At 53.9% G+C, this 25186-nt stretch carries 12 protein-coding genes; 2 read left to right on the top strand and 10 right to left on the bottom strand.

Annotated elements, in window-relative coordinates; all coding sequences use genetic code 11:
• The first annotated feature begins 1 nt into the window (after position 1).
• Positions 2 to 835 (top strand): response regulator, encoded by an 834-nt coding sequence (locus tag QGM61_RS10730; protein ID WP_281132943.1) that lies wholly within the window; start codon positions 2 to 4, stop codon positions 833 to 835.
• Here the strand turns inward: QGM61_RS10730 and QGM61_RS10725 are convergent.
• Entirely contained in the window at positions 803 to 1963 is a 1161-nt protein-coding gene (locus QGM61_RS10725) for a GNAT family N-acetyltransferase (RefSeq protein WP_281132942.1), read from the bottom strand. The two genes, QGM61_RS10730 and QGM61_RS10725, sit on opposite strands and share 33 nt — an antisense overlap.
• Positions 1964 to 2022: 59 nt before the next feature.
• Between QGM61_RS10725 and QGM61_RS10720 the strand changes: the two genes are divergently transcribed.
• Positions 2023 to 2904 carry an SIS domain-containing protein gene (locus QGM61_RS10720; RefSeq protein ID WP_281132940.1) on the top strand — a complete coding sequence of 294 codons (882 nt, stop codon included), beginning with the start codon at positions 2023 to 2025 and terminating at the stop codon, positions 2902 to 2904.
• A 98-nt stretch (positions 2905 to 3002) separates the two neighbouring features.
• On the opposite strand, the gene QGM61_RS10715 is transcribed toward QGM61_RS10720, so the two are convergent.
• The 9 genes from QGM61_RS10715 to QGM61_RS10675 all read right to left on the bottom strand — a co-directional run bounded on the left by QGM61_RS10715 (position 3003) and on the right by QGM61_RS10675 (position 25174).
• The gene (locus QGM61_RS10715) at positions 3003 to 14321 is read right to left on the bottom strand and encodes a hypothetical protein (protein WP_281132938.1); all 11319 of its coding nucleotides are present in this window, start codon (positions 14319 to 14321) and stop codon (positions 3003 to 3005) included.
• A 219-nt stretch (positions 14322 to 14540) separates the two neighbouring features.
• Positions 14541 to 17834, bottom strand: a complete 3294-nt coding sequence (locus QGM61_RS10710) for a CHAT domain-containing tetratricopeptide repeat protein (protein WP_281132936.1) — start codon at positions 17832 to 17834, stop codon at positions 14541 to 14543.
• The gene (locus tag QGM61_RS10705; RefSeq protein ID WP_281132934.1) at positions 17831 to 18355 is read right to left on the bottom strand and encodes a hypothetical protein; all 525 of its coding nucleotides are present in this window, start codon (positions 18353 to 18355) and stop codon (positions 17831 to 17833) included. Before QGM61_RS10705 ends, QGM61_RS10710 begins: the two co-directional genes overlap by 4 nt.
• A 29-nt stretch (positions 18356 to 18384) precedes the next feature.
• The gene (locus tag QGM61_RS10700) at positions 18385 to 19902 is read right to left on the bottom strand and encodes a peroxidase family protein (RefSeq protein ID WP_281132932.1); all 1518 of its coding nucleotides are present in this window, start codon (positions 19900 to 19902) and stop codon (positions 18385 to 18387) included.
• 37 nt (positions 19903 to 19939) lie between these two features.
• On the bottom strand, positions 19940 to 20599 hold the full coding sequence (locus QGM61_RS10695) for a hypothetical protein (RefSeq protein ID WP_237132578.1): 660 nt from the start codon (positions 20597 to 20599) through the stop codon (positions 19940 to 19942).
• A 32-nt stretch (positions 20600 to 20631) separates the two neighbouring features.
• Entirely contained in the window at positions 20632 to 21204 is a 573-nt protein-coding gene (locus tag QGM61_RS10690) for an RNA polymerase sigma factor (RefSeq protein ID WP_237132577.1), read from the bottom strand.
• Between the two features lie 234 nt (positions 21205 to 21438).
• Complete coding sequence (gene glmS, locus QGM61_RS10685) at positions 21439 to 23274, bottom strand: glutamine--fructose-6-phosphate transaminase (isomerizing) (RefSeq protein WP_237132576.1); 1836 nt, start codon at positions 23272 to 23274, stop codon at positions 21439 to 21441.
• A 21-nt stretch (positions 23275 to 23295) separates the two neighbouring features.
• Positions 23296 to 24672 (bottom strand): bifunctional UDP-N-acetylglucosamine diphosphorylase/glucosamine-1-phosphate N-acetyltransferase GlmU, encoded by a 1377-nt coding sequence (gene glmU / locus QGM61_RS10680; RefSeq protein ID WP_281132930.1) that lies wholly within the window; start codon positions 24670 to 24672, stop codon positions 23296 to 23298.
• Positions 24673 to 24760: 88 nt separating this feature from the next.
• The gene (locus tag QGM61_RS10675; protein ID WP_237132574.1) at positions 24761 to 25174 is read right to left on the bottom strand and encodes a F0F1 ATP synthase subunit epsilon; all 414 of its coding nucleotides are present in this window, start codon (positions 25172 to 25174) and stop codon (positions 24761 to 24763) included.
• Between the last annotated feature and the right edge of the window lie 12 nt (positions 25175 to 25186).

Genomic DNA, 25186 nt, shown 5'->3' with positions numbered 1-25186 from the left:
TATGAAGATCCGAATTCTGCTTTGCGACGACGCCAGTTTCATCCGGGACCTGATAAAGCGGACCATTCGCAAATATCTTCCACAATGCGAAATCATGGAAGCGTCGGATGGGCGAAAAGCACAATCCATTCTGGCGAGGCAACCCGTCGACCTGATTCTCAGCGACTGGGAAATGCCGGGCATGAGTGGTGAGGAGCTGTTGCAATGGGTACGTGCAGAGGAGAAGCTGGCATCTATTCCTTTCATAATGATCACCAGCCTGGGCGGCAAAGACAATATCATGCGCGCGGTACAGGCTGGTGTCTCAGACTATCTTGGCAAGCCTTTCACACCCGAAGAGCTGTTACAGAAAGTCCGCAAGTCTCTGGTTCGCTCAGGCAAGCTGCCAAAACCAAACGCCGAACCCAGCCAAAGTGGTAAATCTGGCCCCTTCAGTTCTGTTGAGATTCTCAGCGGCAAAGACCCGCTGGCCGGAGGCTCGGCGGCGGCGCTGACCAGTGGCAAACCAGAGAAGCCTCGCATCAAGGGTACCAGTATAATTCACTGGCGTGACCAGGAGCTTCGATGCATGATAAAAGCTATCAGTATCGACGAAGCATTGATGGTAACCAAACGAGCCGATGTACATCCAGGTGTGTTTGAGTCACTGACGCTGACACTGTCTCCTGGCAATCAGGCAGCAGGCAGCATCACCGGACTAAAAGCCTACGTACACAGTTGCGCAGCGGTTGAAAAAAGGCCCGACTCGGAGTTCGTCAATCTTCTTGTGCGCTTTGTTGACCCGGACAATGAGCAGCGTAAATTACTTGGTGAACTGATCGTCGACGGTCAGTGATTTTTTGAACGGAAGATACGTTTCAGCAGAGTCGATAAACTCCGTGACGTGGAGCGAATCTTGCTGACAATAGTCGGCGATTGCGTGTCTGAATGCCGGATCTTCTATCCAGTGATATGACAGCGTGCGCACCGGTTCAAACCCACGGCGTAGTTTGTGTTCACCCTGGGCTCCCGCGTCGAAAAGTGTCAGCCCCTTTTCAATACAGAACTCAATGCCCTGGTAGTAACATGTTTCGAAATGCAGATTGTGAAAATCTGCCTCACAACCCCAATAGCGTCCAAACAGTGAGTGCTCATCGTAAAGGAATAGCGCGCCAGCGACGTATCGATCATGGTGTTTCACCATAATGAGCAGGACATTCTCGGGCATCTGACTGGCAAGACGAGAGAAGAAGTCGCGCGTCAGATAACCGTGCTGACCCCGAATCTGGTAGGTATTCTGATAAAAGCGATAAAAAATATCCCAGGTGTGCTGATCAATATCGGCGCCGTGAATTCGGTGAAAACTCAATCCCTGATCATTGATGGACAGACGCTCTTTGCGCAGATTCTTTCGTTTGCGCGAACTGAACTGGGCGAGAAAATCGTCAAATGAATCATAACCTCGATTATGCCAATGGTACTGACAACCCTCACGCCGGATGAGGCCGGTCTGATCAAGCCCATCTGCATCATCAGGGTGTGGAAACAGCAGATGCCAGGAACTGAACTCGCCTTGCTGTGTATACCCTCTTATCGTATCCACAAGCAACGGCAATACTTTGCTTTGTACTTGTGCATCCTTCACCAGCAGGCGTGAGCCCTGGCTGGGTGTGAACGGGATTGCCGTCAACAGTTTCGGGTAGTATGGCTTGCCGTAACGACGATAGGCATCGGCCCAGGACCAGTCGAATACATATTCGCCGTAAGAGTGGTGCTTGACGTACAGGGGCATCGCTGCAATCAATTCATCATGGTCGTGCACCGTGACATGATAAGGTTGCCAGCCGGTAGAGCGTGCCACTGAGTCACTGGCCTCCAGCGCCGCCAGAAATTCATGCCTCAGGAATGGACCAGCACCCCCAGCCAATGCATTCCATGATGTAGCGCTGATGTCCTGCATGCGCTGTCCCAGACGAACTCGCACTGTCTTGGCAACCCCCTTCCTGCTATAGTTTCTCACTGCAGTGTAACAGGAAGGCAGCGGTGGACGCCCAGAATCTGATCACAAAAATCAAGGATAGACGCGAATCTCTGCGCAAGTCAGAACGCAAGGTGGCGGATTTTGTCGTGGATAATGCGGCCGCGGTGCTGACCATGCGTATCATGGATGTTGCCGCGCACGCAGATGTCAGCGAGCCGACGGTGGTCCGCTTTTGTCGGGCGCTGGACTTTGATGGGTTCCAGTCCTTCAAGTTACAACTGGCCCAGCATCTTGGTGCGAACAGCAGCTATTCGCAGTTCTCGGTTGATGATTCGGATACCGTTGCTGACTTGAGTCACAAAGTGTTCGATTCGACCATCGGATCGCTGATCGCTGTACGCGATGAACTTGATCCCGTGGCACTGGAGGCTGCGATTGTCGCCATCAATCAGGCCAAGCGTGTCGAATTCTACGGCTTCGGCGCTTCCGGCTCAGTGGCATCAGATGCGCAGCACAAGTTCTTCAGGCTGCAACTGTCAAGTGCCGCGTACACAGACCCGCATATTCAGCACATGTCCGCTCTGTCATTAAGCGAAAGCGATGTGATCGTCGCGATATCGCAGTCTGGCCGAACCAAAGCTCTGATTCAGAGTGTGGAATTAGCCCTGGAAGCAGGGGCCACGGTCATCGGCCTGGCGCCCCAGGACACACCGCTGATCAAATTGTGCACCATCCCTATTTTTGTGAATATGGAAGAGGACCTGCAGGTGTTTACGCCAGTATCATCCAGGATAGCCCACTTACTGGTGATTGATGTGTTGGCGATGGGTGTCGCCAGACAACGAAAAGACCTGTTGAAGGATTATCTGAAACGCATCAACAAGAGCCTGAAGGCGCTGCGAACTCAGAAGCCGGGCGCCGGTAGCGGGCCGGATCTGCTGTAGATCGCACCGTCAGGAGGCGGGCCATCCCTGGCCCATTATTCATCCCTGCCGCATTTCCCTGCTATCTGGCATCCATGCCAAGACTCATTTCAAGGTACTCAAGGCGCCACATGGTAGAGGTGCTGAGCCCCGGCTGCCGTGTAGAACACGACGTCACCACGTCCATCTCCGTTCAAGTCCCTGAACTCGAAAGCAACACCGCGTGCATCCTTGTTCGTTGCCAGGAACTGCTGCTGCGCGCTGCTCAGCTTGCTGACAAAGTAACCAGGTTTGTATACCCCAACATTCGGGATAGTAATGATGCCGGTGTTACGGTCTGTCGTCAGCGTCAATCCGTAATCTGTGACAGAGCGATAGAACACAGGATCATGGACAAACGGTACAATTTTCTGTGTGACGCCATTGCTGCACTTCACACCGAAGGCGTATCCGGCTGAGTTGGGTTCCCCGGCCGGATCTGTCAGCGTACTGGCGCCACAGCTTCCAGAAGTATTGGCCAGATTGTCGTACGCAAACACGCCAACGAAGGTATCATTTGCACCCAGCGTGACATGAACGGCTCCTCGTTCGCGCAGATTCATCTCATAGCCAGCGCCTTCGACAAGGCTTGTAAACCCGACCAGATCGACCGCAATCGGCGCCAGTTCCATGGCGACACCATTGGCCACGATCAATGCCCGACCGTCGCGCATGAAAGACAGACCCTCTGGCACGCTGGATGAGACGATGCGGGTATTGACCACAGCGGCAGAGTAAGTTTCTCCAGGCGCCTTGATCATCAGAGTACCCGTCAGTGCATCAACCGTTAGCTCGATGCCACCGGTGTTCAATGCCATGACGATCCGTCCATCCTCAGTAACCAGTGCCTGTGAACCACCCGTCAGGAACTGCACGAGGGCCGACAACAGAACTTCGCTGGCCGTAGAGCCGGCTACAGTTACCCCATCAGGGTTGGATACCGCCGTCAGCACATTGGTCAGGCGCTCACTGGCAGCTGTATCCAGCCCCCTGCTTGCCAGCTCTTGTTGAACAGCTGTGTTGTCTGTCTGGATTCGCGACTTGACCGCCACAGACGCGTCGATGGCGAATTCGAGGGCCTGTGGATTGGTGCGCAAGAGATTTCCAACCTGCACCGGATCTTCAACGTTGATTCCAGGAGCAATCGACGAAATACCTGTTTTGACAGCCTTGGTGACAAGAGCTTCCGCCTGAGCGACCAATTCTGTCGTCAAGGTACCACCAGCAGCCGATGCCGCATTGATGACCGCACTGGTCGCTGCAACCATCGACACCAGCTCGTCGTTGGTGCTGCCAGCACGAATCAGGTTACTGGAGTTGCTTACCGTTGATGAAGCCAGTGACTGAACTGTTGCGCGCTGCTCAGCAGTGATGCTCTGCGTACGTGTACTAAGAGCATTCAGTACCGTCGCAACACTATTGATCGAGCTGGTTGCCGCCGTGTTGGATACAGTGCCACCACCCGCTGACACCGTCGCAGAGGCAGTCAACGTACGAGACATGGTGTTCAGGGCATTGAGCGCCAGATTTACACCTTCTGTGCCAGCTGGCAGGGCCGTTGTTACTTGCTGTGCCAGCGTATTAGTACGCTCAAGTGCACTACCCACCTGACTGACCACTTCCTGGCTCACCGGCTGGCCTGGCTGGACGACAACAGACTCGATAACCTGCAGATCGTTATCCAGATTATTGATCTCATCAGCAACCTGCTCAGGCGTAGGGGTCGGTGCAGGCGTACCGCCACCACCCGTTGTTGGCGGGGGCGTTACTGGTGGCTCGATTACTACAGCGATACTAAAGCTTCGCGCAGTCGCATCAGTATCAACGCCACCATTGGCAGTCCCTCCGTTGTCCTGCACCTGGTAAGTGAAGGCGACCAGGAATGGGCTGACAAGTTCGGCTGGCGGTTCGTAGCTCAAATCCGTTAACTCGGTCGCGGGGATGACTTGCCCGGACGTGACAGGATTGCCTGCCAGCAACAGTGATCCCGCGTTTGGCAGCCCAACAATTCTCACTGCCAGCAGAGTATTCGCAGGACTGTCATCAGGATCGCTGAAACCGAAATCAGCCTCCGAGAAAGTAACTGCGCTGATTGCGTTGAGTGTGACATTGTTTCCTGAACCAAGCGGCGCATCGTTAACCGGGGTTACGTTCACTTGAATCGTGTTGGGGCTTGGATCAAGATCGATGCTGCCATCGCGGCCAGTGATCAAATCCAGTCCGTTATCACGTACCTGGAATGTGAACGTCGCGTAGCTATCACCTGACGCATTGGGCGCAGGTCTGAAGGCCAGTTGAGACAAGTTCGTCACATCAATTTCCTGGCCTTCTGTGATGGCGGTGCCGTTCAGCGTCAGATTGCCGGCGGTGGGCAAGCTGCTGATCCGCACAGAGATGAAGGCATTCTCATCCTCGTCAGAGAATCCAAAGTCATTCGAACTGAAGGCATACACCTGATCCTCATTCAAGGTGATCGTTGCGTCTGTTCCAGCTGGCGCCACGTAGGGAAGTATCAGCTCTGTATCAAAGCTTATGGTGTAAGGTCCGGTCACCCCATCGGCATTGCCGATCACATACATGATGTAGTTGGCGGGACCTTCCAGCTCATAGCTGACCGCTGTGTTGGCCGCCGCAGGCTGTGCCTCCACATACTGCAGATTCGAGAAGTTGGTACCCTGCCACTTCGACAACAGGATCGGATAACCCGCCTGCAGGGTCACCGTGATTTGCTCGTTCTCTGCTACCGCAAAGCTGTAAGCATCAAGATAGCGCTGCTGCTCTGCAGTGGCGGCAAACAGATCCATCGCATCGGTGTTGCTCAGCTCGCCATTGATGGTGCCCTGCGGCACCAGGCGGGTCGGACCGAACTGCGGATTGCTCTGGATATCACTGATCGGCAGCGCGGCGCTGAGAGTCAGCGTGTAGCTGCCCACCGGTGGCAGCAGACCATCAGCCTGCACGCTGCTGGCGAATACCCAGTACTGGCCCGCTGGCAACAGATACTCGGTGTAGACATTGAATACGCCATTCACTGGTGCGGTGTTTAGCCGCGTGCCGAATATCCGGGATTGATCCGCCGCCGCCATGACACCAGTCAGTGGTGCGAAGCCCTGACTGCTCTGCTGCACACGGAACAGTGTGGTCTCTTCCAGTTCCAGCAGATAACGGTCAACCATCCGACCGTTGCGGTAGCAGTCCGTCAATCGGTCCAGGGTGCCGTTGACGCTGTCACCGAGGTAGATGGTCGGCACATTGCTGCACGCGGTTTCATTGCCGACCAGCGGTGTGATGGCCAGCTGGTAGCTGCCCCTATCCGCCCCGCTTTGTGAATCTGGTCCAAGCTGACCCAGCACGTTGATCTGGTAGGAGCCTGCTCCGTTGATCGTGTAGCTGGTATTGCCACCGGCACTGACCTCATTGGCCTGCAGGATCTGACCGTTACGCCAGACTGCCAGACGGGCATTGAAGCTCGCCTGCAGATCGACCTGCACCGGCAGAGCGCCTTCGGGCACAACCAGTTGATACGAGTCTCGCTCGGGGAAGCCGTTCGCCTCGCCAAACTGGCTGCCGTCGATACAGTCGCCCTCACCCACCTCACCTTCAATCATCAGCGGGCCGCCGAGCACCAGACGGGTGTCGCCTGCCGTACATCCTCCGGTCTGCATCTGATCGATCGGCAGTGCCTGACTCAGGTTCAGACTGTAGTTGCCTTCGATTGCTGTATCCAGGGCCGTGAAGCGACTGGAGGCAAACAGCCAGTACTGGCCAGGGGCCAGGAACATCTCAAGGGTGGTTGTATCGGTGATACCAACGCGATTGCCGAGCATCACGTCTGTATTAAAGGCGCGGTACAGACCAATCATTGGCATAAAGCCATCGGTCTGCATCTGAGCGCGCAACAGTGTCGGCTCGCTTATGTTCAACACATAACGATCGGCGAGGCGACTCAGGTTGAAGCAGTCGGTGTCGCTGTTCAGTGAGCCATTGGCCGAGCCACCCAGTGCGATACCTGGCAGGTTCTGTGTACAGGCCTGCCCGTCGCCAAAGACTGGCGTCTCAACAAAGCGGATGGTGTAGGCGCCGGTCTCGGTCGGGTTGTTGTTGGTGGTATACGGGGCAAAGCGGTGCCAGCCACTGCTGGTCGCTGTAACCGTCACACCGTGTTTGGTGTTGGCCGGCGTAAACGGCGAGCTCGCAATAAAGCCAGACTGGTTGAAGCTGAGGATCTGTGAGGCAATCTCCGCTTCCATGGTAACCGTGACCGATTCACCTTCTTCCAGCCACAATGCATAGGAGTCAAACAGACGATCCGGATCTCCAAACTCGTCCAGGCAGTCGTCGCTGCCGATCGCACCGCTGAGCTCAACGCCCTTGCTCACCCAGGTGTTGTTGAAGTCACGGCAGTCACTCTGCAGCTCGTTGACCCGTGTGGTCTGCAGCCAGTAGGCCCCAGTAGCCGGCACGTTCTGTGGCTGGTAGGTACCACCGTGCATGTACAGCACATACTCACCCGGTGGCAGGGCCACTTCAAACGTCAGTCCATTCTGCTGGATCTGGGTATCAACAATATCCAGCCCTTCATAGCTGTCGCTGTCCAGAACACCGACGTGCGGGTAGAAGTAATCAGAGTAGGCATCAACACGCAGCAACGTGGTGCCGGTTTCCCCACTCAGATCCAGACTGAAGAAGTCAGCCATGATGTTGTCTTCTTCAAAGTAGCAGTCGGTGAACGGGGTCAGTTCGCCCGTGACGCGCTGGCCTACGGTCAGCGCAGCCTGGTTGTCGCAGGCTGCAGGACTACCCAGCGCCAGACCAGTCAGCCCAGGATTCGCCCACAGGTTCACGACGCCCAGATCCAGTACAGCTGGCGGTACTGCGCCGCTGAGCTGGTTGCTGCGTAGGTTAATCGACGTCGCATTACTGAGATTAGCCAGTTGCGCCGGAATCTCTCCAGTGAAGGCGTTATAGGACAGATCCAGATCCTGCAGATTCACCAAATCACCGAGGAAGGCCGGTAGTGATCCACTAAGCGAGCCGTTGCTACCCAGATTCAGGTACCGCAGCTCAATCAGATTTGCCCACTCGGTCGGGATCGAACCGCTGAACTGGTTACCCCACAGAAACAGGTTGGTCAGATTGCCTGCACTGCCAAGGCTGGCGGGCAATCCACCACTGTAGTCGTTACCTCCCAGGTCCAGCCCGCTCAGCTGAGTCAGGGCCGCGAAAGTCTCAGCATCAGGGAAGGAGCCGCTGAGGTTATTTTCCCTCAGTGTGAGGAACTGTAGTGATGTCGTATTCCACAACGCACCGGGCAATTCACCGGTCAGATTGTTGTTGGGCAGTTCCAGACCGATCAGCACACCCTGCTGATTACAGTGCACACCGAACCAGTCGCAGGGGGCAACCTCCGTGCTCAGCCAGTTGGTATTGTTGGTCCAAGTGGCGCCATTAGTTGCGTCATAAACAGCCTGCAGTACCGCGCGAGTCGCGGCCGCAGTTGTGCTGCCATCATCAAAGCTGATGGTGTAAGGTCCGGTCACCCCATCGGCATTGCCGATCACATACATGATGTAGTTAGCGGGACCTTCCAGCTCATAGCTGACCGCTGTGTTGGCCGCCGCAGGCTGAGCCTCCACATACTGCAGGTTGGAGAAGTTGGTACCCTGCCACTTCGACAGCAGGATCGGATAACCCGCCTGCAGTGTCACCGTGATGCGCTCGTTCTCTGCTACCGCAAAGCTGTAGGCATCCAGGTAGCGTTGCTGCTCTGCTGTGGCGGCAAACAGATCCATCGCATCGGTGTTGCTCAGCGTACCCTCGATGGTGCCCTGCGGCACCAGTCGGGTCGGACCGAACTGCGGATTGCTCTGGATGTCACTGATCGGCAGCGCCAGGCTGAGGTTCAGCGTGTAGCTGCCCACCGGGGGCATCAGGCCATCGGCCTGGACGCTGCTGGCGAATACCCAGTACTGGCCGGCCGGCAACAGGTACTCGGTGTAGACATTGAATACGCCATTCACTGGTGCGGTGTTTAGCCGCGTGCCGAATATGCGCGACTGATCCTCTGCCGCCATGACACCTGTCAGCGGCGCAAAGCCCTGACTGCTCTGCTGCACACGGAACAGTGTGGTCTCTTCCAGTTCCAGCAGATAACGGTCAACCATCCGACCGTTGCGGTAGCAATCCGTCAGTCGATCCAGGGTGCTGTTAATGCTGTCACTCAGGTTGATAGTCGGGACGTTGCTACACGCTGCCTCATTACCTATCAGCGGTGTAATGGCCAACTGATAGCTGCCACGATCCGCTCCGTTCTGCGAGCTTGGTCCCTGCTGGCCCAGTACGTTGATCTGGTAGGAGCCCGCTCCGTTAATCGTATAGTTGGCCTGACCCTGCTCATCGACGGTCGGGGTAGCCAGAGGCTGACCGTTACGCCAGACCGCCAGACGGGCATTGAAGCTCGCCTGCAGATCGACCTGCACCGGCAGAGCGCCTTCGGGCACAACCAGTTGATACGAGTCTCTCTCGGGGAAGCCGGCCTGTTCACCGAACTGGCTGCTGTCGATACAGTCACCCTCACCCACCTGGCCGTCTATCACCAGCGGGCCGCCTAGCACCAGACGGGTATCACCGGCCGTACAGCCGCCGGTCTGCATCTGATCGATGGGCAAGGCCTGACTGAGGTTCAGGGTGTAGTTACCCTCGATTGCTGTGTCCAGTGCCGTGAAGCGACTGGAGGCAAACAGCCAGTACTGGCCAGGGGCCAGGAACATCTCAAGAGTTACAGTGTTGTTTACAGAAACTCGACTGCCAAGCAGCATGGATGAGTCCCATGCGCGAGTGATGCCAAGCATCGGCATGTAGCCGGTAGTTTCATCTGTTTGCACTTCCGCTCTCAAAAGCGTCGGCTCACTGATGTTCAGGCGGTAGTAATCACGCAGGCGACCAAACTCGAAACAGTCCGTATCGTTGTTCAGAGCTCCACTGACATTACCTCCCAGCGCCAGGTCAGGAATGTTTGTCGAACAGGCCTGAGCATTCCCAAACACCGGTGGCTCAATAAAGCGGATGGTGTAGGCACCGGTCTCGGTCGGGTTGTTGTTGGTGGTGTACGGGGCGAAGCGGTGCCAGCCACTGCTGGTCGCTGTAACCGTCACACCGTGTTTGATGTTAGCCGGGCCGAAGGACGCCGTGATAAACCCAGCTTCATTGAAGCTGAGGATCTGGGTATCGATGTCGGCTTCCAGCGCTACGGTCACTGACTCGCCCTGCTCCAGCCACATGGCATAGGAGTCAAACAGGCGGTGTGGCTCATTAAAGTCATCCAGGCAGTCGTCGCTGCTGATTGAACCACCAAGCTCAACACCCTTGGTCACCCAGGTGTTGTTGAACTCACGACAGCCGACCTGCAGCTCATTGATGGCCGTGACACTTAAGGAGTACGAACCGGTTGCAGGAACATTGGCATTCTTGTCGCCGGTATACTCTCCACCGTGGAAGTAGATAGTGTACTCACCCGGGGCCAGCGCAGCCTCAAAGGCAAACGGTGGCTCACCGACCTGACGTTCCACAATATCACGATCGCCCAGACCTTCTGCCCCGATGATGCCCATGTGTGGCCAGAAGAACTGCGAGTCACCTTCGATGCGAACCAGCGTGGTGCCTTGCGCGGCACTGAGGTCAAGCTGATAGAAATCAGCCATCACATTCTCGCTTTCCACATAGCAGTCAGTGAACGGAGACAGCTCACCAGCGACCGAACCGCCCACCACTAACTGATCGTCCACCGCACAAGCAGCCGGATCACCTTTAGCCAGGTTCAGCGCAATATTGCCCCACAGATTGACGATACCCGTATCCAGCACCGCCTGAGGGACATCGCCACTGAAAAGGTTATTGCGCAAATTGATGCTTTGCGCGTTGGTCAGATTGGCAAGCGAAGCCGGCACCTGTCCTGTCAGCAGGTTATAAGACAGATCCAGGTGGGTCAGGTTGACCAGATTGCCCAGCGAAGCCGGAACACTGCCTTCAAGGCGGTTATCCCATAACCAAAGGCCTGTCAGGCTGGTTAACGAGCCCAGCTCTGATGGCAGTGTTCCCACCAGGTTGTTGCCGCCCAGATCGATCTGGGTCACGACTCCGTTCTGACAACTGATACCATGCCAGCTACACTCGGTACCCGCAGCTCCGAGCCATCCAGCATTGTTGGTCCAGTTGGCGCCACCGGTTGCATTGTACAGGGCAAGCAGAGCGTCGTACTGCGCAGTAGTACCTACACCTGAAGCAAAACTCAGCGTGTATGAGCCTGTCACTGCCTCCGCATTACCCAATATGTACAGTAGATAGTTGGCAGGGCCCGTAAGCACTTTGCTGGCAGAGACATTCGCGGCATCTATCTGAATATCGGTTTCGTCCAGTGTTAATTCAGAGAAAGACGTACCGGCCCACTTTACAAATCGGTAAGGGAAACTGGCGTCAAGCGTCGCCGTAATGGTTTCTCCCGCCGGTACTGCAAAACTGTAACCATCAATGTAGCGCGTCACACCATCCTGAATAACAGGGTCGACAGAGTCTGTGTTAGTAAGCGCCGCTTCGACACTCCCTTCAGGAATCAACCTGGTTGGTCCGTACAATGAGTTAGTCTGCAGGTCGCTCATTGGCAACGCGGCACTGATCTGCAACGTATAGCTGCCAGCCGGAGGTATCAGTGCATCGGTAAATCGACTGCTGGCAAAAACCTGATACTGGCCCGCCGGCAGCAGGTATTCAGTGTAGACATTGGTCTGCGCCAAACGACTGCCCAACAGACGGCTGCCGTCTGCATTGTAAATACCGGTAAACGGTGCAAACTGATTGTTGATCTGTGAGACCCGGAACAATGTGGTTTCAGTCAAGGTCAGTGAATAGCGGTCAATCAGTCGACCATTCTGGAAACAATCATCGTTTCGGTCCAGCAAGCCATCCGTGCTGCTGTCCAGGGATATACTGGACAGTGTGCTGCATGCCTGCGCATCTCCCACCTGTGGTGTCAGCGTCAGTGAATATGTGCCGCGGTCAGCGCCACTTTGAGAGTTCGGCCCCTGCTGCCCAAGCACGTAGATCTGATACGAGCCAGCGGTAGTCAACGATTGCTGAGTGCTCTGTCCGGCTGCGACGTCCCAGAACTGAACAAACTGGCCAGCGCGCCAGACACTCAATCGCGCGGGGAAAGCAGCCTCAAGATTCATTTGAATCTCGGGTGCGCCTTCTGGTAATACCAGCTGGTAACCATCGTATTCTGGACTGCCTGCTTCAATACCGACAGTAGAGTTACTGTCCTGGCAGTCGCCTGCTGCAACCTCGCCGGTCAGCGCAGTGGTACCATCAATCACGAGACGGGTATTGCCACCCGCACAGCCGGTGGTCTGCATCTGGGACAACGGCAGAGCAGCGCCAACATTCAGTGAATAGGTGCCTTGTGGTGCGGTGTCTAGCACCTGCTGTGCACTGCTGACGAACAGCCAGTACTGACCCGGCGCAAGGAAGAGTTCGAGACTGACACTGGTGCTCGCGCTGGAGCGATTGCCCAGCAGGAGATCAGCGTTGCCTACTTTAAACAGTCCCAAAAGAGGATTAAAACCATCTGTTGTTACATCCATCCGAAACAGTGTCGACTCACTCAGCGTCAGCACATATCTGTCACTCAGCCGGTTGAAGTGCAAACAGTCGGTCTCACTGTTCAGTGAGCCGTTGGCCGAACCACCCAGTGCAATGCCCGGCAGGTTCTGTGTACAGGCCTGCGTGTCGCCGAAGACTGGCGTCTCAACAAAGCGGATTGTGTAAGCCCCGGTCTCTAGTGGGTTGTTGTTGGTAGTGTATGGCGCAAAGCGGTGCCAGCCGCGATCGGTCGCGGTGACCGTCAGCCCGTGTTTTACGCCAGCGGCGGTGTTTGGTGTTCCCGCAATAAACGCAGAGTCACTGAAGCTGAGGAGCTGGGTGGCAATCTCAGCCTCCAGCGTCACGGTTACTGAGTCGCCTTGCTCCAGCCAGATAGCGTAGGAGTCGAACAGACGATCCGGATCACCGAATTCATCAAGACAGTCGTCACCGCTGATTGCCCCGTCTAGCTCAACACCCTTGGTCACCCAGGTGTTGTTGAAATCAAGACATCCTGACTGAAGCTCGTTAGTCAGTGTTGCCTCCAGCCAGTAGGTGCCAGTTGCCGCTACATTCTGTGGCTGGTAAGTGCCACCATGGATGTACAGCACATACTGCCCCGGTGGCAGCGCTACCTCAAATGACAGGCCATTTTGCTGGACCTGGGTATCCACGATATCCAGACCTTCGTAACTGTTGCTGTCCAGCACACCTACGTGTGGGTAGTAGTGATCGGAATAGGCCTGTACGTTGAGCAAGGTCGTGCCGGTTTCGCCACTCAGATCCAGACTGAAGAAGTCCGCCACGATGTTGTCTTCTTCGAAGTAGCAGTCAGTAAACGGGGTCAGCTCACCATTTGCTCGCACGCCTACTGTCAGTGCCGTCTGGTTATCACAGGCGGCCTCACTGCCCAGCGTCAGGCCGGTCAGCTGAGGGTTGGCCCACAGATTGATCACATCCAGTTTATCCAGGATGGCCTGGGGCACCGCGCCGCTGAGCTGGTTACTGCGAAGATTGATCGAGGTCGCATTGCCCAGATTTGCCAGCTCGGCCGGGACCGCGCCAGTGAAGGCGTTGTAGGCCAGGTCCAGTTGTACCAGATTGCTCAGGCTGCCCAGGAAGGTCGGGATTGACCCACTGAGGGTGTTGTTGCCACCCACCGACAGGTTCTCCAACAATGTCAGGTTGGCCCACTCTGCCGGAATCGATCCGCTGAACTGGTTACCCCACAGGAACAGATTACGCAGGTTGCTGGCACTGCCGACACCGGTCGGCAGAGAACCAGTGTAATCATTGCCCCCCAGATCCAGGCTGCCCAGTTGGGTCAGGGCTGCAAAGGTCTGCGCATCGGGCAGTGCGCCGGAGAGATTGTTGCTGTGCAGGCTCAGGAACTGCAGCGTTGAGGCGCTCCACAGCGCTGCCGGCAACTCACCGGTCAGGTTGTTGTTGGCCAGATTCAGACCTGTCAGGGCATCTTGCTGGTCACACTGCACACCGAACCAGTCACACTCGGTACCTGCTTCCCCCAGCCAACCCGTGCTGTTGGTCCAGTTGGTGCCGCCGGTGGCGTTGTACAGTGCCTCAAGGACGGCCCGTGTGTCAGACTGTGCAGCCGCGTTACCAATTTGGCCCAAGCCCAGAAAAAGGCTGATTGCCAGGACCGCCATTGCAGAGATGCGTTTGTCATCACTTCGGCGCCGGTCGTTCGTGACCTCACCAGAAACTGACTGCAATTGTGCTGATTGAAGGGCTGCTGTTATTGTCATGACACAGATTCCTGATTCTGAATGGCGACTTATCTGATTCGATCCAGTGTTTGGATTGACCCGGTGGATGGGTCCAAAAAGCTGCGTGCAGACTTTGTGGGTCTGCTCAGGAGGTCTCTGTCGTGACAGCAGTAAATGTCTCAGTCAAAACGAAAAGAAATTGCTTTTTTGCGTGATATTTCTGGGGTGTCACTGGTACCCAAAGGAGGGGCTTGGCACTTATTGCGTGGTGGGCGTAAATCGAAGCTGCGGGTCTTGATGTGTTGACGTAAGAACATAGGCAGCCCAGTAGAATGGAGCGCGGTAATTCGGATTCTGCTGAAGCCCCAATTGTGCCGATTTTAGCGCATCGGCCACATGTCCAGTCTGGTGAAGATGGCGGTAAAAAATGGCCATGAATTCCGCCGACGCCCGGTCTGACACTGGCCATAAGGTCGAAATCACGTGTCTGGCGCCCTGCGCGATAAAACCACGTGTCAGACCCATCATGCCTTCGCCTGCCAGCTCCCGGCCCATGGCCGTATCACAACCGCTGACAACAATAAGTTCGTTGTTGAACCTGTATGAAAACAGTTCTGGTAATGTAACAAAGCCAGTGTCCGGGTTGCCGTTCTCATCGATGACTGACAGCCCCAGACCGACATTGTCCTCATTGTCAGCATTAAAGTAGCCATGTGTCGCTATGTGCAGGACTTTGGCATTCCGGACATCGTCACGTGCCAGGTTGCCTCGCGAGGCACGTTGACCAGTAAAAAGCTGAGTCCTGTCATCGCCAAAAAGCGCTGTGAGATTATTTGCCTCAGTTGCCGTGTTCGGAAGCCTCTGCAGACTGTCAGACCAACCCCTCAGTTCGGATGGCTCTGCGGTATCGAGCGTCGCGACAAGTTGTGTCAATTGATCCCTGTCGAATACCGGATCGGCAAACACAGCAACATCAAGCTGCGTGTTGCTGGCGTTAAGCGGCTTGTCCATCAGGAAGGCGGTTAATGATGGCAGAATTTGAACCGTGTATTGGGAAATCAATGGCGTGTACCCTGGCTTGCCTGGTATCGGCAGTGCAGCAAATGGCATTCGGTGTAAAGCACCGTGCGGCACTATCAACAGCTCTGTTTTATCTTGCAGTTGTGAGATACCTCCAAGCAAATGCCCGGAGAGGTCTGCCAGCGCCCTGTAGGGCGACGCGTCAGGATGTGCCAGTTGTTCCCGCACAGTATCCAGCAGCCCGATCGACTCAAGATTTTCCAATTGAGTGACTGTCAGTGTTTCATCAGTCAGCGTGAATACGTAGTTGTCTGAGTCGGTTATCAGGTAGTACAGAGCTGCCTGATTGGGTTCGATTCTGGACTGTATCTCCGCAAGCGTCATTGCAGGAGGCAGGGGCATGCCCATTACTCCCTGCAATCGATGCAAACTCAGCACGTCCTGATGATGATAGTAGTTGGCGGGTAGACTTATGTTTGAGCTATCGATCCTGGCTGCCGCATTTGTATTGGCAATCTCATTGGCAATTCGGCTAATGGCATTTATCTGTGCTTTCTCTGCGGATCGACTGATTGGATCATCCCCTTGGCTGCTGCCAGATCCAGTCTTGTTGCCCTGTAGCTGATGTCCTGCAAACTGCTGACGCAGGGTCGCGGCCCGTGAGCGCTCTGTGATTGCGAACGCTTTCTCCAGCAGTTGCGCTTCACCGTTTTCAAGGTACTGCTTTAAATACGCTTCTGCCAACTGAACAAATATCCTGTGCGTCCGCGCTCCCCAGGCAGGACCGAGTCGTTCGGACTCAAATTGCTCATATTGGGATTCGATCAGATCAATTGCCATTAATCCATAAGGTTCAGCCCGTGCCATGTCTCCCTGTTCCAGGCTGAGGTTCATGGCCATGGCCAGGTTTTCGATTCTGTCAGCCATATCGAGACGTGTCTGATCATCATCCTGTTCGACAAGTAACTCGTTAATCGTAGCCCATGCCTGAGCGCCACTACCTCTGCGCTGTAATAACCAGGCGTAGAGTCTCATTATGCGGGCGCGCAGAGCCGGGCTGATGTCAGTCTGCCGTTGCTGCCAGGCCCATTCTACATTTTGCCAGGCCCGCTCATGATCGCCCTGGGCCAGGTAACTTTCAGCGAGCTCATACCGCGCGAGAATCATGGCTCTCTGATTTCCCGTTGCCTCCGCCTGACGCTGACACATAGTCTGCTCGATCAATGCGCTATCTATATCGCCGCTCAATCGAAGTGTTGCACCAAGTGCACAACGTGTGGTGGAAATAGCTCCGCTGGAGCTCTCGGAGAAAGCGATCGATTGACGATAGTAACTTTCAGATCGATCGTAGTCGGCTGTGACCTGGTACAGCCGACCCAGGTTTGAATACGCGAAACGATACACGAGAGGATGTTCGGCGGGATCAACCGTATCCAGTATATTGCGATAGTGTATAAGCGCGCGGCGATACTCCCCCAACCGGTCGTAGACGAATCCCAGATTGTTTTCGAATGCTGCCATCGGCACAGGATCAGCAGCTTCTCCAGAATAGATTCTACCGGCCAGCATAATGTCGATTGCCTCCGACAGATGTTGGCGCTGCTCAGCCAATGCCAACCCGGGCTGTTCACTCCGTCGGATTGCCAGGAAGCCCATAACGTCATGCAGGCGTCCGATCAGGCGCGACTCCTCGCCGGCCATCTCTGCCGCCAGGCTAATCTGCTCTTCCGCCAGTTCGATTTGTCTGGCTGCCAACAGAGCCTCCGCAAGCAGTATGCGAATATCAACCAGATCGCGCGACGACCTGTCTGAGAATTCTGCGGGGATCTTTACGATACTGTCCGCAGCACTTTGCAGCGATTCAATGGCGCCAGCCAGATCATTCAGGCGCAGCCTGGCCTCACCCGTTGCCCACGTGGTTTTATAGTCTTCTATTGGGTCACCAGGTACGGCGATGATTTCCGACAGCGTGTCCAGTGCATTTATAAAGTCTGCCTGACGTAGTTGCGCTTTTGCCATCATCAACAAAGCATCTCTCATCAGATCTTCAGAGACTGACCTGGCTGCCGCTGCAACATTGGCAAATATCTGCACGGCTTCGTCCCGTGACTGGAAGGTATCATCTGCCCAAAAACCATAGGCCTCGGACATACTTGTGCGCAACTCAATTTCACTGGCAGGGATGCTGCGCAGGGGCATGTCATACAGGTGCAGTGTACTCGGGCTGGAGTGAGGATAACGCGCATACACACAAACCGTATAAGACTCGTTTTGAAGTTCACTGCCCAGGACAATAAAGTGCTCTAACGCAGGTCCCGCAGGGCTTGCATAATTGAGTGACTGCTGTGGCCCCTGCAGCTCTATCAATAGTGATTCAGCGCCGGGCTCAATGCCGAGCAGCAATCCACCTGCAGGTACCTCGACCAGATGCTCCGCGCGAAATCTGTCATCTTCAGATCGGCACTGTGCTTGTGCCTGACTACTGAAGAACAGCAGTGCGCAAACTGCGCATTTTATTGCACCAGATTTCATGGATACCTGCAGCAAAACCACTTCTGGATGTCGTAGAAAGTCTTGGTGCTTCCGGGTGTCTTATCGTATTGCACCGACCAGATCAGCTCATTGACCATGACCTGCTTTCCGTCTGAAGCAGTATACAAACGCACAAGCACCACAACTGACTTGGTGCTGCTAAGTGTCAGCGGCGAGGAGATGGCATGATCACCAACAACCAGAAACCTCGCAGCACTCAGTGCTTCTTTCCCCAGAAAGTCGTCCCCGGAAATTTCCAGCGTAAAGGTTCTAAGCTTTGTTGCCGGTACCTGCTCCGGTTTACCGTGGTGGTCGACGGAGTATTCGCCGCGAGTCTCTTCCTGGCTTTTTATTTTTATGTGTACCCCACTCGGTGGGTAATAAGGTTCGTTGTCTCGTACCAGACCCGCGCGCCAATCGTCATCAGGAAAAGGGTTGAACTGTTTGTTTCTTACAGTGCTTCCTCCAACCGAGTGCCACTCACTATTTTGAATGTCCATCCAGAAATCATTAGCTGACATTTTTTATTCCTCTTTACGTTGAAACGGAGCTACTGCCTTGTTATGAAACTAGTCGGATCTGAGATACTGTTGTTGGCTGCAAGTAACAGATCACTCATTTGCAAAAACTTTCTCCCTGGGAGATTTGCAATATTTTTGCTGGGGGTGATTTCTTGCCGGCGCGTTTTATACATTATTGAATCTCGGTCCAGCTGCAGTAGCCCACGGATAGATTCTGCTACAATCAGACTTCCTAGCGGCCCCAGCTTGCCGATCCCTTCAAATGTTTCCACACACGCTTCGGCCAACACGTAGTACCAAAGTGGTGTATGAGTACTCAGTGCCGGACTGCAGCTATCCAGAACATGTTGCGAAAAACCTGGCTTATTAAGGTTAAGTTGATCTCTATTAAGCAAACAGATCGGAATTTCCAGCTCAAGTAACCGGGCTTGATAGTTATTGAGTAGGTGATTAACTGTCGCCTGGCCAGAGCTGAGTCGCATCTGCAATCCCCGGAGCAGATTTCGGGTAGCCAGGTTGCTCTCCTCTGGTACAGGCAACGACTGTGTATTGATCAGATCGACGCGAACTCGTGGCGAGATTCGTAATGCCTTGTTTCTCGTTGGCAAGCCCCGCGTATTGTGTTTTGGGAAGTCAAAGAACAGCCGCCAGTCTACTAAGTGGGTTGCCGGCATCCGCTGGTACTTGCCACCAAAGCGGCCCTCACCGGTCATCTCAAAAAGTTCTGACACACTGACACTGGTCACTGCATTAAGGTTATAGTTGTTCTGTACCATGGCGTGCCCAAACCTGCCGGCAGCAGCGCTGTATTCAACCGGCAATACTGCTGGCTCTGAAGGGTCCGGGTCCCACAGTATATGTTTGTTCTCAAGGATTATGGCTTTCCAAACTGCCGGGTGGAGAATTTCATACAGGAAATCATGAAGAATAACCTCTTGATAGTGGAGTATGACCTGTTCTCTGGCTGCCTCGAAAAGCAATTCAGTACCAAGCTCCGGGCTATCGTGGCTGATTTCCCTGACAAAGAAATTATGAAGTTTCAGGAACTGAACGTGCAGCTGGGAAACGATTAGATTTTCGTCATTACGGTCATCGCCGATACAGGCACGCAAGCCGTTGCGAGGCAGGTCGTAACCTATAAGGTCGGGCCCATCAGAAACCTGCGCATCGCCCAGGGCCATAAAGGCGCTGCCGGTTTTCCTCATCAAACTGCCAGCTATAGCACCATCGTAAACACTGCTGAGATCCAGTACGGAACTGACATCGCTGCGCAGGATGTCGGTGGTGAACGATTTGACCGTCTTATTGTGGCCCTCAATTCGTAGTCGACTCAGGTCATGAGCCAGAAACTGTCCAAGATAGGTATAGCCAGCCATTGCTGACACATTGGAGGCCTGCAGGTCCCGCATCGCGGCACCCAGTTTGCGCAAATCAGTGACGTCAAAGTCTGCCTGCGGAACTTTGTTGTTAAACAGCGTGTAGAGTTTTACGCCATCAGGTAAGGTCTTGAATTGCCCTTTTTCATTAAGACCTCGCACTAGTTCCATGGCAGCACTCCTGGCCCGTAGGGAGAGTTAGTTAGGACTATCCGTTGAATTCGAGCAGGTAAGCTTGTTCCGATTGGCCACTACTGCCTGATTGCTGCACGCTCAGCAGATAACGACCTTCAAGCTCTGCGGGCGTCAGGAGCCGGACCATTCCGTTGGCATCTGCATGCAGCTGAAACTCAAAGCGTGGATTGCCGTCTTCATGAGTAAGCACTACCTGGTACGGCGCATCGTCAAGGCTAATGCCAACATCAATCTGAAGTAATTGCGTGTCGCCACTTAGTTGAATTTCAGTACCCGCGCTGCGGGTTGACTGCAGTGTGGTTACTGCGTTCAAGGCGAGCCCATTGGATAGCGATACGCCGTCGGTTAGCTGACTCTCTCCGCGGATCAGCAGGGTAGTTGCTACAGCGAGTAGCACCGTTGCCGCCATCGACATTGGTTGCGCTATCCATTGTTTAAAAGATGTGCGTGTTTCATGCGGAGTTTCGGATTTTATCGGGTGAATTGATGCTGATGCGGAATTTTCCAGCTGACTGAATGAGGTCAGCATGAGCTCTGCCTGACGGACCTGCTCGTGGAACTGCGGATCTTCCAGCATCCACAGTTCTACCTTTGCACGCTCCTCATCGGGCAGTGTGTCACGCAGGTACGAGTCAATCATCTCATCTCGAACATTGCTTTTTTCATCAAGCATGCTCGCTACCCTCCTGGACTGACTGACGCCGGCTAACTAATCTGGCCTCTGGTCTCAATCAGCTCTTTGAAACGAGTTCTTGCCCTTGATATCACCTTGTCGAAGTGACGGTGACTCAACGACAGTTCGTCGCAGATAATCTGTTTGTCCAGTTCATCTATGTAATAGCGCTTCAGTATCCTCTGATCGCGCTCGTTTTCCAGTTCGTCGAGAAGTGCCCTGACGGCAGCCGCTGCTCTCTCACGGTCTAGCTGTGCAAACTGGTCCGAATTCTGGTCAGCAAACTGGTCAATAAAGTCGCTGTCCGCATAAGTCTGTCTTCTGGCCGCCTTTCGTCCGTCGGCGATGCATAGCTTTATAGCTACACTGTGCAGAAATGCGGGTAATTTATCAGGCTCCGCTAGTGGTTCTGCCCGCAAGCGTTCAAGCGTAATGCGAAACGTCTCCTGACAAAGGTCGCGCGCCTGGTTTTCATCCTGAACCCGTTTTTTCAGTATATACAACACTATCCGATAATACCGCTCAACCAGCAGAGCTTCTGCCTGGCTGTCTCCTCGGCTAATGGCCGTGGCTATTTCTTCAGCGCTATCTCGGTTAGATTGCACGTATCGGTCCACCAGGTGGTTGTACAATGGCTATGGCCATCAGCCTACTTTATCCAAACAATAACAATTGGTTAAAGCAGGTAGGAACTCCCGATGTTACGATACGATCGTCACAAAAGCCATGCCTCGGAAGGTATGTTTTTGTTTCGCTCTACCAGTACTGTCACCAGATACCGAGATGTCTCAGAGCGAAACAAAAACAATTAGCCAAATGGCTAGGAAGGCAAAGATGTATTATTCAACTGTCACCGATTTGGCGAGATTTCGGGGGTGATCCACATCTGTGCCTTTAAGGATGGCCACATGATAGGACAACAGCTGCAGCGGGACGGTGTATACGATGGGAGCAAGTGCATCAGGCACGGCCGGCAATCTGATCAACTTGTACTCGCGTTCATCGTCAAAGCCAGCGGACTCATCCGCAATTACAAACAGCTTGCCGCCGCGCGCGCTGACCTCTGCCAGGTTGCCTTTAAGTTTGCCGAGCAACTCGTCATTCGGGGCGACGGCAACCACTGGCATCTTGTCGTCAACCAACGCCAGTGGTCCATGTTTTAGCTCACCTGCCGGGTAGGCTTCGGCGTGAATGTAGGAGATTTCTTTCAGTTTAAGTGCCCCTTCTTTCGCAACCGGGTATTGCGCGCCGCGTCCTAGGAACAGAGCATGATGTTTGTCTGCAAAATTGATGGAAAGCTGCTGAATGGCTTTATCTTGTTTCAACACATTTTTAATGAGCTCTGGCAGCTCTTTCAGATCTTTGACATAGTCGGCTTCTTCAGCCTCACTTAGGCCATTACGACGACCCAGCACCAATGAAAGCAGGAACAATGCCACAAGCTGCGTCGTAAAGGCTTTTGTTGATGCCACCCCAATCTCTCGACCAGCCATGGTCAGCAATGAGAAATCGGACTCGCGCACCAGCGAACTGGTCGCAACGTTGCAAATGGCCAGTCTGGCGACGTAAGGAAGCTCTTTGGCATAACGCAGCGCGGCCAATGTGTCCGCTGTTTCACCTGACTGCGAAATGGTAACAAACAGCGTTCCTGGTCGAACCACTATAGGCCGATAGCGATAATCACTGGCGATATCCACCTGACAGGGCAGTTTGGCAATCTCTTCCAGCCAGTACTTTGTAATTAGACCGGCATGAGAGCTGGTACCACAGGCAACTATCTGAACGTTATCTACCTGGTCGAATATTTCCCGCGCCTTGACGCCGAAGGCTTCCTCCAGCACATGCCGGTCACTGATACGGCCACTCAGCGTATTTTTGATGACTGCCGGTTGCTCGTAAATTTCTTTGAGCATGAAATGTCCGAACTCACCTTTTTCTATTTCATCGATTTCACTTCTGATACGGGTGACCTTTCGATCAATCGGTTTGTCCCCACTGAATATTCTAATGCTGTCGCGTTTGATTTCAGCGACATCGTGTTCTTCCAGATAGATGAATCTGTCAGTCACCTGGCCTAGAGCCAGTGGATCCGATGCCACGAAATTCTCGCCAATACCGCAACCGATTACCAGGGGACTACCGCTACGAGCGACTATCAGAGTCTCTGGCTCATTGGCACTCACCACGCACAGACCGTACGCACCGTGCAGGCGGGGAACAATTTTTTGCACGGCAGTCAGAAGATCCATTTCGGACTCGGACATAAGCTGATGTAACAGATGCACGACGACTTCTGTATCTGTGTCGGAGGCAAAGTTGTAACCTGCCTCTTTCAGTTCGTTACGAAGTTCGTTGTGGTTCTCGATAATTCCGTTGTGAACCAGCGCCAGACCACTACCTGAAATGTGCGGGTGTGCATTCTTTTCACTCGGTACGCCATGAGTGGCCCAACGTGTGTGCGCGATTCCGGTTCGGCCTTTTACCCCACTGTTCCCGACTTTGTCGACCAGCTCTTTTACCTTGCCGACCGCTTTGATAGTAGTAATGTCAGATGCGCCTTTTTCAATAATAGCGACACCTGCGGAATCATATCCACGGTATTCAAGGCGTTTCAGGCCCTCCAGTAGAATGCCGATAACATCACGCTGAGCCACAGCACCAACAATACCGCACATAATTAACTCCTGATTTCCGATTTATTTTTTAACTGGCCGCTTCCAGCCGCTGATATTCTTCTGTCGGCCTCTGGCAACAGCCAGATCGTTATCCGGTACGTCAGAGGTTATGACGGATCCTGCGGCGACAGTTGCCTGTCTGCCGACGGCAACAGGCGCAACCAATGCCGTATTCGAACCAATGAATGCACCGTCTTTTATAACGGTTTTTGCCTTGTTTACACCATCATAGTTGCAGGTGATGGTACCGGCGCCAACGTTTACCTGGTCACCAATTTCTGAGTCACCAATATAACTGAGGTGGTTTACTTTGCTACCAGTGCCAAGTATCGCTTTTTTGGTCTCAACAAAGTTACCTATTTTGCTGCTTACTCCAAGTTCTGTTCCAGGGCGAAGCCGTGCGAAGGGTCCGACGTGGCAATCGTCCTGTATTCTTGCTGATTCGATATGGCTGTTAGCCAGAATATGCACATTGTCGCCGATGTCGCTATCAATGATTGTTACATTGGGACCTATAACAACATTATCACCGATACGCACCTTGCCCTGCAGAATGACATTGATATCGATTGATGAGTCGCGGCCTATGCTGACGTCGCCACGAATATCCAGACGGTTCAGGTCCATGATGGTAACGCCAGACAACGCAAGTTCACGCGCCTTGCGAATCTGATAGGTTCGTTCTAGTTCGGCCAGTTGCAGTCGGTTGTTGACTCCCTGTACCTGCGGTGCGTCGTTGGTTTGCAGGGCGGCGATAGTAACGCCAGCGGTATTGGCAATGGCGACTGTGTCAGTAAGATAGTATTCACCCTGAGCGTTATCAGTCGTCAACTGTTGCAGACCTGATTTTAAGAGAGCGGCGCGAAATGCCATGATACCGGTATTGATTTCCTTGATTTGACGCTGCTGCGGGCTAGCGTCTTTTTCTTCGACGATACCAATGACATGGCCGTTGTCATCACGGAGGATTCGTCCCAGTCCGAAGGGATCATCAGTTTGCAGTGTAAGTACTGCAATGCCGTGCTCGATCGCCAGCTCGGTTAATCCCTGTAAGCTCTCAGGTTTTACCAGAGGGACATCACCATACAAAACCAGCACTATAGAGTCATCATCATCCAGTTCCGGAATTGCCTGCATGACGGCGTGTCCTGTACCCAACTGTTCTGATTGAGTGACCCAGACGAGATTGCCAACATCATTGGCTGAGGCATAGTGGTTTCTGATCAGGTCTGATTGAAAGCCTGTGACGACACAGGTTTTGCGTGCCTGAAGTTGTTTGGCGGCATGCAGTACATGTGTCAGCATGGGTCGCCCGGCAAGCTCGTGTAATACTTTTGGTTTGTCGGAGTACATGCGGGTACCCTTACCCGCCGCCAGCACAATCACATCTGTAGTCATTTTTCGATCCAAAAAAAAGGGTAGCACTGTGGCTACCCTTTTTACCGTGATTCGACCCCGTTAGACAAGGTCGTCCAGGTGATATCTATTACTTCTTCAGCTGCTTCAAGGCACGCAATTGAGCAACTGCTTCTGCCAGTTGTGTTGCAGCGCGTGAGTACTCGAACTCTGAGTCCTTGTTTGCAATGGCTTTCTGTACGTCTTCGATTGCCTGCTGAGCCGCAGCTTCGTCAACGTCTCCGGCGCGAATTGCGGTATCGGCCAGAACTGTTACAGTGCCAGCCTGAACTTCCAGATAGCCTCCGGACACGTAATAGATTTCCTCGCCGCCATCGCGCAGTACACAACGCACCGGGCCAGGAATCAGTTCGGTCAGCAGTGGCGCATGGCCTGGGGCCACACCCAGATCACCCAGGGTACCGGTAGCTACTACCATTTCTACCAGGCCGGAGAAAATCTGTTTTTCTGCACTTACGATGTCACAATGCATAGTCATCGCCATAATCTTTATCTC

The organism is Pseudohongiella sp. SYSU M77423, assembly GCF_029911965.1.
GTDB lineage: Bacteria > Pseudomonadota > Gammaproteobacteria > Pseudomonadales > Pseudohongiellaceae > Pseudohongiella.
The sequence above is the reverse complement of the archived record's forward strand: the minus strand, read 5'-3'. Positions and strand labels throughout refer to the sequence as shown.